The following is a 16,552-nucleotide window of genomic DNA, read 5'->3' on the forward strand; positions in this document are numbered from 1 at the left end:
GGGAGCATTTCGATGGCGAAGAATGCGGAAGCGAAGGCGCAGCAGGCGGAAGAGCCCGTGGAGAAGCTCGGCGAAAAGGCCTATCAAAAGGAACTGGCGCGGCTGCATGGCGAACTCGTCCGGCTGCAGGAATGGGTCGTCGCGAATCGCAAGCGGGTTTGCATTTTATTCGAGGGGCGCGACGGAGCAGGCAAGGGCGGCACGATCAAGGCGCTCACCGAACGCGTGAGCCCGCGCGTGTTCCGCGTGTTCGCGCTGCCCGCGCCCACGGAGCGCGAGAGGTCCCAGATGTACTTCCAGCGCTACCTGCCGCTGCTGCCCGCCGCGGGCGAAATCGTGGTATTCGACCGGAGCTGGTACAACCGTGCCGGCGTCGAGCGCGTGATGGGCTTTTGCACGCCACAACAGGCGAACGAGTTCCTGCGCGGCGTGCCGCTCATCGAGCGTGCCATCATCGACTCGGGCACGATCCTCATCAAGTTCTGGCTCGAGGTCAGCCAGAAAGAGCAGACACGTCGCCTCGAAGGTCGCATCAACGATCCGCGCAAGGTCTGGAAACTTTCCCCCATGGACCTCGAATCGTATAGCCGCTGGTACGATTACTCACGCGCGCGCGACGAGATGTTCGACATGACGGATACGCCGGAAACGCCGTGGTTCGTGGTCCGGTCCGACGACAAGAAGCGCGGGCGTCTGAACGTCATCCAGCATATTCTGGACGCCATTCCGTACGAACCGCTGCCGCGCCGAAAGATCACGCTGCCGGAGCGCCAGAAGGCACAAGGCTACCGTGACCCGGACTACGCTTACCGGTACGTGGCCGAAAAGTTCTGACTCGTCCGGCACCTCGACCGGCGCGTCTTCTCGTCACGCCGAAGCAAACGACACTATCATCACGATTGAACGCTCATGAGGGGTAGACACCATGGCCGATCTGCTGCTGGGAAATATCGACGAACACGTCACCGACGCTGAAATCAGCGAGTTTCTGGAGCGCTACGGCTTTCCGCCGTTCGATGCGATTCAGCGTCTAGAGGGGTCGGGCCGGCCCGGCGCGCTGCTCACGTTCAACGAGGCGAGCGAGGAGGGACTGCGCAGGTTGCAGGGGCGCATCAACAACCTGTTCTGGCGCGAGCACACCATCAGCGCGCAGGTGATGCCGCCCGCGCGCGAGGAGTAGAGCACAGACGCGACAGGGCGCGCACCGCGGCTTTGCCCGCCGCGGTGCGCGCCCTGACTTTCAGTGGCTGCTGCTTTCAGGCGCCGTTTTCTGGCGGCCCGAACTCAATAGAAGATCAGCCCCGGCCTCGCCGTGCTCACGCGCGTGCCTGCTTTGCCCTGCGTAATCGCCACGATGTCGGCCAGCGCGCCGATCACCGCATCCTTGCCCGTGTTGCGCGCGAACTCCGCAGCCGCCATGACCTTCGGCCCCATCGATCCGGCCGCGAAGCCGAGCTTCTCCAGCTCGTCGGGATGCGCGCTCGCGATCGCCTTTTGCGTCGACTTGCTCCAGTCGATGTAGGCGGCGTTCACGTCGGTGGCGATGATGAGCATGTCGGCCTCCAGCTCCTGCGCGAGCAGGGCCGAGCACAAATCCTTGTCGATCACGGCCTCGACGCCGCCGAGCTTGTGGCCTTCGCCATAGAGCGTCGGAATGCCGCCGCCGCCCGCGCAGATCACGATCGTGCCGCGCTCCAGCAGCCATTTCACCGGGCGGATCTCGAAGATGTGTTTCGGCCTCGGGCTCGCCACCACGCGGCGGAACTTGTCGCCGTCGGGCGCGATGGCCCAGCCGCGCTCGGCGGCGAGTTTCTCCGCCTGTTCCTTCGTGTAGACCGGGCCGATCGGCTTGCTCGGATGCTGGAACGCCGGGTCGTTCGCGTCCACTTCGACCTGGGTGAGGATGGTTGCGAAGGGCACCTCGTAGGGCAACAGGTTGCCGAGCTCCTGTTCGATCATGTAGCCGATCATGCCTTCGGTCTGGGCACCGAGCACGTCGAGCGGATAACCGGGCACGTCCTTGTAGGCCTCGCCCTGCAGCGCGAGCAGCCCGACCTGCGGCCCGTTGCCGTGCGCGATCACCAGTTCGTTACCCTGTGCGATCTGCGCGATCTGGGCGGCCGCGAGGCGCACGTTTTCGCGCTGGTTTTCCGCCGTCATCGGCTCGCCGCGACGCAGCAGCGCGTTGCCGCCAAGCGCAATCACGATTCGCATGATGCACTCCCATGGTTGTGCGTGTCGTTGGAGCAGGGCGGGCGCACCGTGGCGCACCCGCCTCGCAAGACGGTGCGGCTCAGATGTCGGCGAGCGTGGAAACGAGGATCGCCTTGATCGTATGCATGCGGTTTTCCGCTTGCTCGAAGGCGAGATTCAGCGGCGACTCGAACACTTCCTCCGTCACCTCCACGCCGTTCTTCAACTCGGGATATTTGTCGGCGATCTGTTTGCCGACCTTCGTCTCGCTGTTGTGAAAGGCGGGCAGGCAGTGCATGAAGCGCGTTTGCGCGCTGCCGCTCGCCTTCATGAGCGCCATGTTCACCTGGTAGGGCAGCAGCACCTTGATGCGCTCGCCCCAGGCTTCCATCGGCTCGCCCATCGACACCCACACGTCGGTGTGGACGAAGTCCACGTCCTTCACGGCCTCTCTGGGGTCTTCGGTGAGCAGCATGCGCGCGCCGCTTTCCTCGGCGAACTTCTTGCAGTCCGCCACGAGTTCGTCATGCGGCCAGAGCGACTTTGGCGCGGCGATACGCACGTCCATGCCGAGCTTCGCGCCGACGAGCAGCAGCGAATTGCCCATGTTGTTGCGGGCGTCGCCCACATACGCGTAGCTGATCTGCGTGAGCGCCTTGTCGGAATGCTCGCGCATGGTGAGCACGTCGGCGAGCATCTGCGTGGGATGGTATTCGTCGGTCAGCCCGTTGAACACCGGCACGCCCGCGAACTTCGCGAGCTCCTCGACGATTTCCTGCTTGAACCCGCGATACTCGATCGCGTCGTACATGCGGCCCAGCACGCGCGCGGTGTCCTTCATGCTCTCCTTGTGGCCGATCTGCGAGGAGGTCGGATCGATGTAGGTGACATTCGCACCCTGGTCGTACGCGGCGACCTCGAACGCGCAGCGCGTGCGCGTGGAGGTCTTTTCGAAGATGAGCGCAATGTTCACACCCTTGAGGTGCTGCTGCTCGGTACCCGTGTACTTGGCGCGCTTGAGGTCGCGCGAGAGGTCGAGCAGGTATCTCAGCTCGCGGGGGGTGTGATGCATCAGGCTGAGCAGGCTGCGGTTGCGCAGGTTGAAAGCCATGTCGTTTCTCCATTGCGAATACGGTTGGTGTGCTGAGGGTAGGCGACCGATCTGGCCGCTACGTCAGTCACGAAAACTTTCAGTACTCCACGGCATCGCGCACGATCGGACAGGTCATGCAGTGGCCGCCGCCGCGCCCGCGGCCCAACTCGCTCGCCGTGATCGTGATGACCTCCACGCCGGCCTTGCGCAGCAGCGTGTTCGTATAGGTGTTGCGGTCGTAGCCGATCACGACGCCGGGCTCGATGCACACCACGTTGTTGCCGTCGTCCCATTGCTCGCGCTCGGCCTCGAACGCGTTGCCGCCGGTCTGGACGATGCGCAGGCTCTTCAAACCCAGCGCCTCGGCCACGACATCGACGAAGGGCTTTTCCTCGCGGCGCAGGTCGAGCTTCGAGGGACTCTTGTCGTCGGGGCGAATCGAAAACGGCACGATTTCGTTGACCACTTCGGGGAAGATCGTCACGAGGTCGCGATCGCAGAAGCTGAACACCGTATCGAGGTGCATGGCCGCGCGCGACTTGGGCAGGCCCGCAACGACGATGCGCCTGGCGCCGCCCTTGGCGAAGATGTTCTGCGCGAGACGCCCGATGGCCTGGCGGCTCGTGCGCTCGCCCATGCCGATCAGCACGACGCCGTTGCCAATTGGCATCACGTCGCCGCCTTCGAGCGTGGCCGCGCCGTGGTCCTCGTCGGGGTCGCCGTACCAGACCTCGAAGTCCTTGCCGGCGAAGTCGGGGTGGTACCGGTAGATGGCCGTGGTGAGCAGCGTTTCCTGGCGGCGCGCCGGCCAGTACATCGGATTGAGCGAGACGCCGTTGTAAATCCAGCAGGTGGTGTCGCGCGTGAAGGTGCTATTGGGCAGCGGCGCGAGCACGAAGCTCGAATAGCCGAGATAACGGCGAAATTCCTTGAGGATCTTGCTTTGTTCGGTATCCGGAATATCTTCCGCCACCACGCCGCCAATCAGGAATTCCGCGATCTTGCGCGGCTCGAGCCCTTCGAGCCAGCTGCGCACCTCGCCGGCGAGCGAAACGCCCACGGTCTCGGGGCGAACCTTGCGGTCAAGAATGTACTTGAGCGCCTCGGGGTGCTGCACCGTTTCGGTAAGCAGATTGTGCATCTCGAGGACATCCACGCCGCGTTCGCGCATCTTCGTCACGAAGTCGAAGTGGTCGCGCTTCGCCTGGCTGACCCAGATGACGTCGTCGTAGAGAAGCTCGTCGCAGTTGCTGGGGGTGAGGCGCAGATGCGCGAGACCGGGTGAGCAAACCATGACCTTGCGCAGCTTGCCCGACTCGGAGTGTACGCCGAAGGCGACAGTGTCCGTACTCATCATGGAACTCCTCGAATCAGAGGGTGAGAAAGCCCTTGTACAGGCCGAACGCCGCCACCACTGCGCCAAGCAGAACGGCGGCGAAAACGAATTTTTCGATGTTCGTGAAGACGGGCTGGCCGACCTCGCGCTTGGCGCGCGCGAACAGCACGATGCCCGGCGCGTAGAGGAGTGCGGAGAGCAGCACGTATTTGAGGCCGCCCGCGTAGATGAGCCAGACGGCATAGATCACGGCGACACCCGCGATGACGAGATCCTTGTTGCGCTCGCCACTGTCGGCTTCGTAGGTCTCGCCGCGCACCGCGAGCAGCAAAGCGTAGGCAGCGGACCAGAAGTACGGCAGCAGGATCATCGAGGTCGCGAGATAGATGAGCGAGAGATACGTGCCCTTCGAGAACAGCGTGATGACGAGGAAAATCTGCACCATGCCGTTCGTAAGCCACAGCGCGTTGGCCGGCACGTGCTTCGCGTTCTCCTTGCGCAGGAAGTTCGGCATGGTGTGGTCGCGTGCGGCCGAAAAAATGATTTCGGCGCACAGCAACACCCAGGAGAGCAGTGCGCCCGCGAGCGACACGACGAGACCCACGCTGATCAGAATTGCGCCCCAGTGTCCGACCACGTTTTCGAGCACACCTGCCATCGAGGGATTCTGCAATGCCGCGAGCTTGGGCTGCGTGAGTATGCCAAGCGAAAGCACATTGACGAGCACGAGCAGGAGCAGCACGCCGACGAAGCCGATGACAGTGGCCTTGCCCACATCGCTCCGCTTCTCGGCGCGGGCCGAGAAGATGCTCGCGCCTTCGATGCCGATGAACACCCAGACGGTCACGAGCATCATGTTGCGGACCTGGTTCGTCACGCTGCCGAGCTTGGGGTTCAACTGGCCCCAGAAGTCGGCTGTGAAGGTGGCGCCGCTGAACGCAAACGCACAAATGATGATGAAGAGGCACAGCGGCACCAGTTTCGCGACCGTCGTTATCTGGTTGACGATCGCCGCTTCCTTGATGCCCCGCAGCACGAGAAAGTGCAGCGCCCAGAGCAGCACCGAGGCGCAGATGATGGAGATCGGTGTATTGCCCTCGCCGAAGATCGGGTAGAAGTAGCCTAGCGTGCTGAACAGGAGAACGAAGTAACCGACATTGCCGAGCCAGGCGCTGATCCAGTAGCCCCATGCCGAGCCGAAACCCATATAGTCGCCGAAGCCGGCTTTCGCATAGGCGTAGACCCCGCCGTCTAGTTCGGGCTTGCGCAAGGCTAGCGACTGGAACACGAATGCGAGCATGAGCATGCCGACCGCGGTGATCGCCCAGCCGATCAGTACGGCGCCAGCATCGGCGCTGGCCGCCATGTTTTGCGGCAGGGAAAAGATGCCGCCGCCCACCATCGAGCCGACGACGAGGGCGGTGAGCGCGCCGAGACGCAATTTGTTGGCGGCGGCCGGTGCGGCGGCGCGATCGGGTGCGGCAGCGGGGCCAGGCGTAGACGTCGATTCGGACATGAGCGGTCTCCAGAACGAGCCGGCTGGGTCGCACATCTCGCGCTGCGCGCCCAAACCGTGAGCTTGCTTGTGCCTGCGACTGCAGCGCGGATTTCGCGACGGGGAAATGCAAGCCGTGTCGCTACGCGCTCAATCTGATAGGGGGAGTGAAATCTGGCAATAAGACCTTGGTCCGATATGGGGAGATGAATCGGTGCAATTGAATTAAAGCGGCCGGAGCATGGCATTTTTATGACCGGGAATTATGCGAACTGCGTACAGAAAAGCGACGGGCCGAGCGTGATGGGAAAAGCGCATTGCGCGCCGGAAAACGCCTTTTGGCAACTCGCACCCATTGAGGCACCTTGTTGGACGGCGTAAGGAGGGGCATTTAGGGATGTTGCGTCGCGCCATTTTTCGGATTCGATATTTTTCGAGCCAGGGCGACAGGCGTGCTGCACTCTTTGGATTAATTCCAAAATGAATCGACTCCGGTAAAAATCGTTCCAATCCGTCTTTTATTCGAAATATTGAGAATAATTGCGACGCGCATCGAATGCGATCATCGGTCAGCGGGGGGGCGGCGCTCGGCGAAGCGGCGGGTTCGGTCACGCAGGCCGCACTCGTTTATCTGGAGAACGAAACGACTGAGCCGGGATGTTAATGGACACCGTCGCGGCGGATGGCCGACGAGCGAGTGCAGTTGCAGCGGGGCGAGGGGCTGCCTTCCCATGCCGTTGCCCATTGAACGCGAACTGACCCTCGACACTGCGCGAGCGCGCCCGCTGGCGTCCCTGAACTGTTCCCTGCATGCCGGCTTCGGCACCGTTAGTGCAGACGAACCTGCAAGAGCCCTCCGCATCGGGATGGGCAGCCGCTCGAGCAGGTCGCGAATCCTGCCACCATCGCCAACCCTGACAGTCCCGCATGGTTCGCAGCGTTCGCGCGGAGCGGAGCGGTGTGACTTGACGCGACGGCGGCCCGGCGCGCGCAATCGGAAGACTTTTGGGGCGCGATGCGCCGCGCCGTTTTAAAATGGCGCGCAAGCTCGCGCGAGCGCGTGCCCCTGTTGCCTGATTCCAGCCGCTTCCTGTCGCCAACGCATGCCATCGCCTAGCGCCACCGTCCCCATTTCGCTCGTCAACGGCTTTCTGGCCGCCGCCGATGCAGAACCCGCCGTGATTCGCCGCTATCTCAACGAAGCGGGCATCGCGCCGGAACTGCTCGCCAAGCCCGGCGGACGCGTGACCGAGGAACAGTTTTCAAATCTCTATCAAACGCTCGCCATCGAACTCGACGACGAGATGCCCGGTATCTTCAGCCGGCCGCTGCGCAGCGGCACCCTCAAGTTTCTGTGCCTGAGCCTGCTTGACGCACGCAACCTCGAAACGGCGCTGCATCGATTCGACCAGTTCTTCCATATCGTGCTCGACGATTTCCGGCTCGAATCGCGCCGCGAGGGGTTTGTCGCCCAGGTGACATTGCGCGCCAACCCGGCATACGGTGCAATTGGGCCGTTGGGCCAGGAGCTGACGCTCAAGCTCGCGCACGGCGTCTCGTCCTGGCTGATCGGCCAGCGCATCCCGCTCCTGCAAGTCGATTTCGCCTGCCCGCAGCCGCCACACGCACTCGATCACCGGTATTTCTTTTCGGGGCCCGTGCGCTTTGGCTGCGAGGCCACGCTCATGCGCTTTAGCGCGGCCTACCTCGACATGCCGATCCGGCAGAGCAAGCGCAACCTGCGCGCGTTTCTCGCGCGCTCGCCCGGCGACTGGATCTTCGAGACATTCAGCGAGCAGCTCGTGAGCCACAACGTGCGCCAGTATCTCGCCGCGCAACTGCCCGTTCTGCCGACTATCGAGCAGACGGCCGAGAGCCAGCACTGCTCGGTGCGCACGCTCTGCCGGCGCCTCGCCGCCGAGAAGACGACGTTCCAGGCGCTCAAGGACGAGCTGCGCCGCGACGTGGCGATCCAGCGCCTCACCGACACACAGGACACGATCGCGGCCATCGGGGGCGATCTCGGCTTCGATGATCCGAGCGCCTTCCATCGCGCGTTTCGCCACTGGACCGGCAGCACGCCGGGCACCTACCGGCGCCACGGCTGAACGCCGGACCGCGCGCGACGTTAGCGAACGCCTTGGCAAAGCGGCCAGGGCCAACCCCAATGGATGGTCGATACAGCCGAAAACGTGGCCAGAATTGTCACCATATGGTCCGGTTTGGACAGTGGTGACGCCTCCATTTGGCGCTAGGATTCGTCCTGTACTGCTGCCTCGTGGCCATCTTTGCAAGCGGCCCGGCGGCGCCTCCAATTTATCCCTGTGTGACTGGAAGACCGATCATGAGCTATAACGCCCCCGTCAAGGATATGCTGTACGTGCTGAAAGAGCTGGCCGGCATCGACGCCGTCGCAACCCTGCCGGGTTTCGAAGACGCCGGCATCGACACCGCCCAGGCGGTGCTCGACGAGTGCGCGAAGCTGTCCGGTGAAGTCATCGCGCCGCTGAACGTGGAAGGCGACCGCGCGCCGAGCAGCTGGCGCGACGGCGAGGTCACGGCCACGCCGGGTTTCGCGGCGGCGTTCCGCCAGTATGTCGAGGGCGGCTGGCAGGGCCTTCAGCATCCGACCGAATTCGGCGGCCAGGCGCTGCCCAAGCTGATCGCCACGCCCTGCATCGAAATGCTCAACGCGGCGAACCTCTCGTTCGCGCTGTGCCCGTTGCTCACCGACGGCGCCATCGAGGCGCTGCTCACGGCGGGCAGCGACGAGCTCAAGGCGCGCTACGTGCCGAAGCTCATCTCGGGCGACTGGACCGGCACGATGAACCTGACCGAGCCGCAGGCGGGCTCCGACCTCGCGCTGGTGCGCTCGCGCGCCGAGCCGCAGGGCGACGGCACGTACAAGGTCTTCGGCACGAAGATCTTCATCACGTGGGGCGAGCACGACATGGCCGAGAACATCGTCCATCTCGTGCTGGCGCGCACGCCGAACGCGCCCGAAGGCGTGAAGGGCATTTCGCTCTTCGTCGTGCCGAAGTTCCTCGTGAACGAAGACGGGACGCTGGGCGCGCGCAACGACGTGCATTGCGTGTCGATCGAGCACAAGCTCGGCATCAAGGCGAGCCCGACGGCCGTGCTGCAATACGGCGACAACGGTGGCGCGATCGGCTATCTCGTGGGCGAGGAGAACCGCGGCCTCGAATACATGTTCATCATGATGAACGCGGCGCGCTTCGGCGTGGGCATGCAGGGCATCGGCGTGGCCGATCGCGCCTACCAGAAGGCCGTGGTCTATGCCAAGGAGCGCGTGCAGAGCCGCCCCGTCGATGGCTCGCTCAAGCAGTCGGCTACCATCATCCATCACCCCGACGTGCGCCGCATGCTCGGCTCGATGCGCGCCATGACCGAAGGCGCGCGCGCGCTCGGCTATGTCGCGGCCGCCTATAGCGACGTTGCGCACTTCCACGCCGACGCCGAGGTGCGGGCGCGCAACCTGGCGATCTACGAGTACCTCGTGCCGATCGTGAAGGGCTGGAGCACCGAGATGGTCAACGAGGTGACGAGCCTCGGCGTGCAGGTGCATGGCGGCATGGGCTTCATCGAAGAAACGGGCGCCGCGCAGTACTACCGCGATGCGCGCATTCTCGCCATCTACGAAGGCACCACGGCGATTCAGGCAAACGACCTGGTCGGCCGCAAGACGGTGCGCGACGGCGGTGCGGTCGCGAAGGCGCTGCTTGCCGACATCGCACAGACTGCAGAAGCGCTCGGCGCAGCGGGCGGCGCGGCGGCCCAGTCGATGCGCACGCAACTGGAGAAGGGCGCGAGCGCGCTTTCGAATGTCGTCGATTACGTGGTTGCGAACGTCAAGAGCGATCCGAACGCGGTGTTCGCGGGCAGCGTGCCGTATTTGAAGCTCGCGGGCATCGTGCTGTGCGGCTGGCAAATGGCCCGCGCGCTGCTGGTCTCGCAACGCGAACTCGCGAACGATCCCGAGTTCCACGGCGCCAAGATCGCAATCGCGCAGTTCTACGCGGAGCACATTCTCCCGCAGGCGGCCGGCCTCGAAACCGCGGTCCTCGCCGGCAAGGGTGACGCTGGCGTGCTCGCGCTGAGCGAAGTGCAGTTCTGAGCCGGTGCCGCCGGGCGCCGGGAAGCAAGCAAGGAAGTAAGGAAGAGGATATGTCGTCGAGTGATCTGATTGCGCAGTACGGCCCACGCGAGTCGATGGAATACGACGTGGTGATCGTCGGCGGCGGCCCCGCCGGGCTGTCCGCGGCGATCCGCCTGAAGCAGCTGGCCGCCGAAAAAGGCGCTGAAATTGGCGTCTGCGTGCTGGAGAAAGGCTCGGAAATCGGGGCGCATATCCTCTCGGGCGCGGTCATGGATCCGCGCGCCCTCAATGAGCTGATTCCCGACTGGAAGGAACAGGGCGCGCCGCTGAACGTGCCCGTGACGGAAGATAAATTCCTCTTCCTCTCGGAAACGGGCGCGAAGTCCGTGCCGAACTGGGCACTGCCGGACAATTTCAAGAACCACGGCAACTACGTCATCAGCCTCGCGAACGTCACGCGCTGGCTGGGCCAGCAGGCCGAAGCGCTGGGCGTGGAAATCTTCCCGGGCTTTCCGGCCGCCGAAGTGCTCTATAACGACGACGGCTCGGTCAAGGGCGTCGCCACCGGCAACATGGGCGTGGGCAAGGACGGGGAGCCCACCGAGAACTTCCAGCTCGGCATGGAGCTGCACGCGAAGTACACGCTGTTCTGCGAAGGCTGCCGCGGACATCTGGGGCGGCAGCTGAACGAGAAGTTCAAGCTCGGCAAGGACGCCGACCCGCAGGTCTACGGCATCGGCATCAAGGAACTGTGGGAGATCGATCCCGCGAAGCACCAGCCGGGCCTCGTGATCCACACGGCCGGCTGGCCGCTCGAATCGGACACCTACGGCGGCTCGTTCCTGTATCACACCGACAACAACCAGGTGATGGTGGGTTTTGTCGTCGGTCTCGCGTACCAGAATCCGTATCTCTCGCCGTTCGAGGAATTCCAGCGCTACAAGACGCACCCGGAAATCCGCAAGTATCTGGAAGGCGGCAAGCGCGTGTCGTATGGCGCGCGTGCGATCACGGCGGGCGGCCTGATGTCGCTGCCCAAGCTCGTGTTCCCGGGCGGCGCGCTCGTGGGCGACGATGCGGGCTTTCTGAACGCCTCGCGCATCAAGGGCAGCCACGCGGCAATCAAGACCGGCATGCTCGCAGCGGACGCCGCTTTCGAAGCCGTGCAGGCCGGCCGCCAGAGCGATGAACTCGCGGCCTATCCGGAAGCGTTCAAGCAGTCGTGGCTCCATACGGAGCTGTACAAGGCGCGCAATTTCAAGCAGTGGATGAGCAAGGGCCTGTACCTGGGCACGCTGATGGTGGGTATCGAGCAGAAGCTGCTGGGCGGCAATGTGCCGTGGACGCTGCATCACCAGCATCGTGACCATGAAATGCTCAAGCCCGCGTCGCAGTGCAAGCCGATCGAGTACCCGAAACCGGACGGCAAGCTCACGTTCGACCGGCTCTCTTCCGTGTTCATTTCGAACACGAACCATGAGGAGAACCAGCCCGCGCACCTTACGTTGAAAGACATCACGGTGCCGGTCGGTATCAACCTTCAAACGTACGCGGGACCCGAGGCGCGCTTCTGCCCGGCAGGCGTCTACGAGTTCGTGAAGAACGACGACAACAGCGACCGTCTGCAGATCAACGCGCAGAACTGCGTGCACTGCAAGACCTGTGACATCAAGGACCCGACGCAGAACATCGTCTGGGTCACGCCCGAAGGCGGCGGTGGTCCGAATTATCCGAATATGTAAAGCGGGCGCTGTTCAATCGCGCCTGGATCTGGAGGAAGACATGAAGGTGTTGGTAGCAATCAAACGCGTGGTGGACGCCAACGTGAAAGTGCGCGTCAAGGCGGACGGCTCGGGCGTCGATCTCGCGAACGTGAAGATGAGCATCAATCCGTTTGACGAAATCGCCGTGGAAGAGGCCGTGCGCCTGAAAGAGCAGGGCGCGGCAACCGAAGTGGTGGCCGTGTCGTGCGGTCCCGCGGCCTGCCAGGAGACGCTGCGCACGGCCATGGCCATCGGCGCCGACCGCGGCGTGCTCGTCGAGACTGACGCTGCGCTCGAACCGCTCGCGGTCGCGAAGCTGCTCAAGGCGCTGATCGACAAGGAGGCGCCGCAGCTCGTCGTTCTCGGCAAGCAGGCGATCGACGACGACTGCAACCAGACGGGCCAGATGCTCGCGGCGCTCACGGCGCGCCCCCAGGCCACGTTCGCGAGCAAGGTGGAGATCGTCGACGGCAAGGCGCGCGTGACGCGCGAGATCGACGGCGGCCTCGAAACCGTGCAGCTCGCGCTGCCTGCCATCGTAACGACCGACCTGCGCCTGAACGAGCCGCGCTACGCCACGCTGCCCAACATCATGAAGGCCAAGAAAAAGCCGCTCGACACGACCACGCCCGCGCAACTCGGCGTGGACGTCGCACCGCGTCTCACCACGCTCAAGACCGCGGAGCCCGCGGGCCGCGCGGCAGGCGTCAAGGTGCCCGACGTCGCGACCCTGGTCGCGAAACTGAAGAACGAAGCGAAAGTTATCTGAAGGAATGCCAATGACTGCTGGTAAACCCATACTGGTCGTTGCGGAGCACGATCACGTCTCGATCAAGTCGGCGACGCTCAATACGGTGACGGCCGCGCGCCAATGCGGCGATGAGATTCACGTGCTCGTGGCGGGACACAATGCGGCGGGCGCGGCGGCAGCCGCGGCTGGCATCGCCGGTGTCGCCAAGGTGCTGCATGCCGACAGCGCCGCTTTGGCCGATGCGCTCGCCGAAAACCTCGCTGCGCAAGTGTTGGCCGTCGCCCCCGGCTATAGTCACATCCTCTTCGCGGCGACGAGCACGGGCAAGAACGTCGCGCCGCGCGTGGCCGCGCTGCTCGACGTCGCGCAGGTCTCCGAGATTTCGCGCGTGGTCAGCGCGGACACCTTCGAGCGCCCGATCTACGCCGGCAACGCGATTCAGACGGTGCAGTGCGCGGAAGCGGTGAAAGTCATCACGGTGCGCATGACGGCCTTCGACGCAGCGGCCGCGCAAGGCGGCGCGGAGCAGGTCGAAAGCGTCGCGGCGGTTGCCGATAGCGGCCTGAGCGCGTTCGTCGAACGTACCGTCACGAAGAGCGAGCGGCCTGAGCTTGCCGACGCGCGCATCGTCGTCAGCGGCGGGCGCGCGCTTGGCAGCAGCGAGAAGTTCGACGCCGTGCTCACGCCGCTCGCCGACAAGCTTGGCGCAGCGCTCGGTGCAAGCCGCGCGGCCGTGGATGCGGGCTTCGCGCCGAACGACTGGCAGGTGGGGCAGACCGGCAAGATCGTCGCGCCCGAGGTCTATTTCGCATGCGGGATTTCCGGCGCGATCCAGCATCTTGCCGGCATGAAGGACTCGAAGGTGATCGTGGCGATCAATAAGGATGCCGAAGCGCCGATCTTCGGCGTGGCCGACTTCGGGCTGGAAGCAGACCTGTTCGAGGCCGTTCCCGAACTCGTCGCAGCGCTCTGAGCGCGCGAGGCGCGCTGGCGCGCAATCGACAACCCCACGCTTGTCGTGCAAGCGTGGGGTTTGCTTTTCGTGGCGTACTACTCTGCGGATGCCGCCTTATTCGTTCTTCGCGGGGCGGCCCGTCTTGACGGTCTCGAGCGCGGCAATCGCGGCCACGAGGCGCTTTGTCGAAGACGCTTCGAGCAACTGTAGTCCGGCACGCAGCAACTCGCTTTTCTTCACCGAGACACCCGCTTCGATGCATGTCTGCTTGAGCGCTGCGAGACGCTCGTAATCCGCCTTGGGCATGGTGAAGCTGTCGCGCACGACTTTCTCTTTCTTTGCGTGCTTGTTCTTCGCTTTGGCGACGGCCTCCCGTGCCGGCTTCTTGGCCGCTTCGGCGGCGGGAGTGGCCGCGTCCGGTTTTGCGCTTGCCTTTGCCTTTGTTTTCGCGCCTGTTTTCGACTTTGTCGTGCCGGACTTGCGTGCGGCGGTGGCTGTGGCGGACTTCGCCGCGTTGGTTTTCTTGAGCGGCTTTGCTTTGGTTTCGGCTTGCGCTACGGGCTCCTGAGCAACTTCCGGCGTCGCTTCGGACGGTGACTTGTCAGCCGCTTTAGGAAAATAAAAAGCCTTCCTGGTCGGCTTGCGTGGGGTGACTGCGCTCATGGCTATTCCTTCCGTTCAATAACGATATAAACAGTATATACCGTTTTGCGGCAGACCCAGGGCTGAGTGCAGCTTCGGGCTTGCGCGCGGCTCACGGCGCTAATATGAGCCTCAGCCGAAGGACAACGAGAGGCATCAAATGAATGCATCGGTGATTTCCGCACTCGCGGCACTCGTGGGCGCTGCGATCGGCGGCCTGACTTCAGTGCTGGCGTCGTGGCTCACGCAGCGCACCCAGGCGCGCGCGGAATGGATGGCACACGACCGTATTCGCCGCCAGGATCTCTACAAGGAATTCATCGAAGAGGCGACGCGTTGTTACGTCGACGCGTTGCAGCACCACGAACCGGACCTCCAGAACCTCGTCCATCTGTACGCAAGGATCAGCCGCATGCGCGTGCAGTCTTCGCGTGCCGTCGCCCTGGAGGCCGAGCGGATCGGCGGCAGGATCCTCGACACCTATCTTGCCCCCGACAGGAGCTTCGTCGAGTTGCGCCAGATGCTCGCGGATGGCTCGCTAGACATACTCGGCCCGTTTAGTGATGCGTGCCGTGCGGAATTCGCATCGCTTCGGGCGGAGCAGTTCTGAGAGCCGGCTGCGCGTTGGTCAGCGCGGCTTCAGCTCGACGGGCGAGTCGGAGCGATATCCGCCGCCGAGCGCCTTCGTCAATGCGATGTCCTGCGCGATGATCTCCCCACGCAGCGCGAACAGCGCAACCTGCTCTGCAATGACTGGCTGGCGTGGCGTAGGCATCGTCGGTGAAACAGCAGCGTGAGCACGACCAGTACGATAGCCGGCCATTTGCTCTTCGATGTCTTGCTGGCTGTCGTCGCCATGTCGTCGGCACCATGTCGTCGGCACCCCTCTGGCGGGCGCTGCGCACGTGCCTTTGAACGTGTTTCCGATGGTTGCTTCTCGTTGCCACCTGTTGCGCTTTGTTGCGGGTTGACGACGCCAAATGGCGTAGGATCTGGCTCCGACGTCGATATTTATTGCACCGCAGCAAAATGATGCCTACACTGAACGAGTCTGCCGGCTGCCTCGCTGCTTTCTAAAGGAGGGCGTGACATGACGAATCGATCTTCCGAGTTGCATGCATCTCCGGTGCTACATGTCTTCGAGCAGGAGGGAGGCTGGCATTGGGGTATCACTATCCCCAGGTCCGCGGGCAGCGGCTTCAAGCTCATTGCCTATAGCGAAACGGCTTTTGGCGGCGAAAGCGAAGCGCGCCTCGATGGCAGCCGCGCGCTCGATAATCTTCCCGATGACGTGGGTCACGCCCTCGCGTGACGATACGGCGCGCATGGTCTGCGAGATAAAGCCTCTAGTCACAAAGCCAGATATCCGAACATTCGGCTGCGACCCACGCAAAAGGGGCACTGCTGGCGCATTTCAGGTTCTCGTGTGCGAATATGACCGGCATCGACCGGGAAGAAGAGAAATGAAGGCGCTACGAATCGGGAGCCACGTGTGAGTTCACAGATTCCTGCCATCGTGCCGGGTAAAACCGCGCTTGTCGTCATGCACTATCAGACCGACGTTCTGGGGCTCTTTCCATCGGTCGCGAGAACCTTGCTCAGCCACACGCGAGAACTGTGCGACGCAGCGCGGGCCAAGGGCGTCGGCGTCTATTTCGCCAACCTGCGGTTTCAGCCCGGATATCCGGAAGTCAGTCCATTGAACAGGAACGGGCAGGGGATCAAACGGCTCGGGCTCTTTGTCGACGACGAGATCGCGCCGGAGTTGAACCGGCAGGCCACTGAGCCGCTCATCATCGCGCACCGCGCAAGCGTCTTCTTCGGCACGGATCTGCAGGCACGACTCACGGCACGAGGCATCGATTCGCTAATCATGGCGGGCATTGCTTCGACGGGCGTCGTGCTGTCATCGGTCGCGTACGCGAGCGATGCGGATTTCCGGTTGTACACCGTCAAGGATTGCTGTTATGACCCGGATCTGGTGGTCCATGAGCGTCTATTCTCCACTGCATTCGAGTCGCGTACGACGGTGCTCTCGCTCGCGGATGCCTTGACGTTGCTCGCCTAGAAGCAAAACTCTAAGCTGAAGAACGCCGCGGGTTCTTCACAGCGTTCGCGTAAGGGGCAATGGACGTCAATGCCGCGCGTTTGGCAAGCGCGCGGCGCCATGCCGAGCTACCCGCGTGGGTGACCATCGGGATTTATCG

16 protein-coding genes are annotated in these 16,552 nt (G+C 63.6%); 10 read left to right on the forward strand and 6 right to left on the reverse strand.

Features of this window, described 5'->3' with window-relative positions:
- The first annotated feature begins 12 nt into the window (after nucleotides 1-12).
- Entirely contained in the window at nucleotides 13-834 is an 822-nt protein-coding gene (gene ppk2, locus BMI01S_RS08070; RefSeq protein ID WP_028213135.1) for a polyphosphate kinase 2, read from the forward strand.
- 91 nt (nucleotides 835-925) lie between these two features.
- Nucleotides 926-1,180 (forward strand): hypothetical protein, encoded by a 255-nt coding sequence (locus tag BMI01S_RS08075; protein WP_028213136.1) that lies wholly within the window; start codon nucleotides 926-928, stop codon nucleotides 1,178-1,180.
- A gap of 104 nt (nucleotides 1,181-1,284) precedes the next feature.
- Here the strand turns inward: BMI01S_RS08075 and arcC are convergent, their stop codons facing one another.
- The 4 genes from arcC to arcD all read right to left on the reverse strand — a co-directional run bounded on the left by arcC (nucleotide 1,285) and on the right by arcD (nucleotide 6,138).
- Nucleotides 1,285-2,214 (reverse strand): carbamate kinase, encoded by a 930-nt coding sequence (gene arcC / locus BMI01S_RS08080; RefSeq protein WP_028213137.1) that lies wholly within the window; start codon nucleotides 2,212-2,214, stop codon nucleotides 1,285-1,287.
- A gap of 79 nt (nucleotides 2,215-2,293) precedes the next feature.
- Nucleotides 2,294-3,304: an ornithine carbamoyltransferase gene (locus tag BMI01S_RS08085; protein WP_028213138.1), complete on the reverse strand. Its 1,011-nt coding sequence runs from the start codon at nucleotides 3,302-3,304 to the stop codon at nucleotides 2,294-2,296.
- Nucleotides 3,305-3,383: 79 nt separating this feature from the next.
- Nucleotides 3,384-4,643 (reverse strand): arginine deiminase, encoded by a 1,260-nt coding sequence (gene arcA, locus BMI01S_RS08090; RefSeq protein ID WP_407669039.1) that lies wholly within the window; start codon nucleotides 4,641-4,643, stop codon nucleotides 3,384-3,386.
- Between the two features lie 13 nt (nucleotides 4,644-4,656).
- On the reverse strand, nucleotides 4,657-6,138 hold the full coding sequence (gene arcD, locus BMI01S_RS08095; RefSeq protein WP_042288855.1) for an arginine-ornithine antiporter: 1,482 nt from the start codon (nucleotides 6,136-6,138) through the stop codon (nucleotides 4,657-4,659).
- Between the two features lie 1,082 nt (nucleotides 6,139-7,220).
- On the opposite strand from arcD, the gene BMI01S_RS08100 reads away from it, so the two are divergent.
- The 5 genes from BMI01S_RS08100 to BMI01S_RS08120 all read left to right on the forward strand — a co-directional run bounded on the left by BMI01S_RS08100 (nucleotide 7,221) and on the right by BMI01S_RS08120 (nucleotide 13,721).
- On the forward strand, nucleotides 7,221-8,225 hold the full coding sequence (locus tag BMI01S_RS08100) for an AraC family transcriptional regulator (protein ID WP_028213141.1): 1,005 nt from the start codon (nucleotides 7,221-7,223) through the stop codon (nucleotides 8,223-8,225).
- A 236-nt stretch (nucleotides 8,226-8,461) separates the two neighbouring features.
- Nucleotides 8,462-10,252, forward strand: a complete 1,791-nt coding sequence (locus BMI01S_RS08105) for an acyl-CoA dehydrogenase (protein WP_028213142.1) — start codon at nucleotides 8,462-8,464, stop codon at nucleotides 10,250-10,252.
- A gap of 50 nt (nucleotides 10,253-10,302) precedes the next feature.
- Nucleotides 10,303-11,976, forward strand: a complete 1,674-nt coding sequence (locus BMI01S_RS08110; protein ID WP_042288858.1) for an electron transfer flavoprotein-ubiquinone oxidoreductase — start codon at nucleotides 10,303-10,305, stop codon at nucleotides 11,974-11,976.
- A gap of 40 nt (nucleotides 11,977-12,016) precedes the next feature.
- The gene (locus BMI01S_RS08115) at nucleotides 12,017-12,766 is read left to right on the forward strand and encodes an electron transfer flavoprotein subunit beta/FixA family protein (RefSeq protein WP_028211537.1); all 750 of its coding nucleotides are present in this window, start codon (nucleotides 12,017-12,019) and stop codon (nucleotides 12,764-12,766) included.
- Nucleotides 12,767-12,776: 10 nt separating this feature from the next.
- Nucleotides 12,777-13,721: an electron transfer flavoprotein subunit alpha/FixB family protein gene (locus BMI01S_RS08120; RefSeq protein ID WP_028211536.1), complete on the forward strand. Its 945-nt coding sequence runs from the start codon at nucleotides 12,777-12,779 to the stop codon at nucleotides 13,719-13,721.
- Nucleotides 13,722-13,817: 96 nt separating this feature from the next.
- Here the strand turns inward: BMI01S_RS08120 and BMI01S_RS08125 are convergent, their stop codons facing one another.
- Nucleotides 13,818-14,366 (reverse strand): hypothetical protein, encoded by a 549-nt coding sequence (locus BMI01S_RS08125; protein ID WP_028211535.1) that lies wholly within the window; start codon nucleotides 14,364-14,366, stop codon nucleotides 13,818-13,820.
- A gap of 139 nt (nucleotides 14,367-14,505) precedes the next feature.
- On the opposite strand from BMI01S_RS08125, the gene BMI01S_RS08130 reads away from it, so the two are divergent.
- On the forward strand, nucleotides 14,506-14,955 hold the full coding sequence (locus BMI01S_RS08130; protein ID WP_028211534.1) for a hypothetical protein: 450 nt from the start codon (nucleotides 14,506-14,508) through the stop codon (nucleotides 14,953-14,955).
- Between the two features lie 18 nt (nucleotides 14,956-14,973).
- Here BMI01S_RS08130 and BMI01S_RS08135 read toward each other — a convergent pair whose 3' ends face one another.
- Entirely contained in the window at nucleotides 14,974-15,168 is a 195-nt protein-coding gene (locus BMI01S_RS08135) for a hypothetical protein (RefSeq protein WP_028211533.1), read from the reverse strand.
- 267 nt (nucleotides 15,169-15,435) lie between these two features.
- On the opposite strand from BMI01S_RS08135, the gene BMI01S_RS08140 reads away from it, so the two are divergent.
- Nucleotides 15,436-15,657 carry a hypothetical protein gene (locus BMI01S_RS08140; protein ID WP_028211532.1) on the forward strand — a complete coding sequence of 74 codons (222 nt, stop codon included), beginning with the start codon at nucleotides 15,436-15,438 and terminating at the stop codon, nucleotides 15,655-15,657.
- 180 nt (nucleotides 15,658-15,837) lie between these two features.
- A complete protein-coding gene (locus BMI01S_RS08145) occupies nucleotides 15,838-16,413 on the forward strand; it encodes a cysteine hydrolase family protein (RefSeq protein WP_028211531.1) in 576 nt (191 codons plus the stop codon).
- Nucleotides 16,414-16,552: the final 139 nt, after the last annotated feature.

Origin of the sequence: Paraburkholderia mimosarum LMG 23256 = NBRC 106338 (assembly GCF_000739815.1) — a bacterium.
Taxonomy (GTDB): domain Bacteria; phylum Pseudomonadota; class Gammaproteobacteria; order Burkholderiales; family Burkholderiaceae; genus Paraburkholderia; species Paraburkholderia mimosarum.